The organism is Vibrio sp. RW, assembly GCF_027587105.1.
GTDB classification, from domain to species: Bacteria; Pseudomonadota; Gammaproteobacteria; order Enterobacterales; family Vibrionaceae; genus Vibrio; species Vibrio toranzoniae.
Genome location: NZ_JAPPTM010000092.1, coordinates 1 through 414 on the forward strand (window position 1 = coordinate 1; position 414 = coordinate 414).

The 414-nt window shown below is 42.8% G+C and carries 1 protein-coding gene; it reads right to left on the minus strand.

The features are described 5' to 3' along the window. Positions 1-207: 207 nt before the first annotated feature. Positions 208-414 (minus strand): hypothetical protein (locus tag OCT63_RS21450; protein WP_269984598.1); only part of this gene is annotated, 207 nt, incomplete at its 5' end.

Consider the following 414-nt stretch of genomic DNA (forward strand, 5'->3'; position numbering starts at 1 on the left):
CTCAGAATTTAAATACAACCAACAAAACGCACTTGGCTAAGAAGCGACATACGACAAATGGCCACGGTTTAAAGCGCTTTAACTGGCAAAGGATTCGTTCGACTAACCTGACAACCAAATGTGACTAAGCTATTTGTTAGCGAATGAGCCGCCAAGACAAAGAAAACGCATCAAAGAACTAGTAACAATGTTAGAGCCAGTAAGTGACTAACTCACCGCAAACGCTTCCAACATAGTGCCACCGGAAAGTTCGTGAAATTGGAAAACGAACAGGTGAATAGCTAGAACGCAGAACAAAGCTTTTAGACCACAAACGCTTTTCTGCCCTTTGCAAACTAACGCTAAGCTAAGTAGTGAGCAACGTAATACGAAGTCACCGCACAGCACCTTAAACACACAAATCAACGCATACTG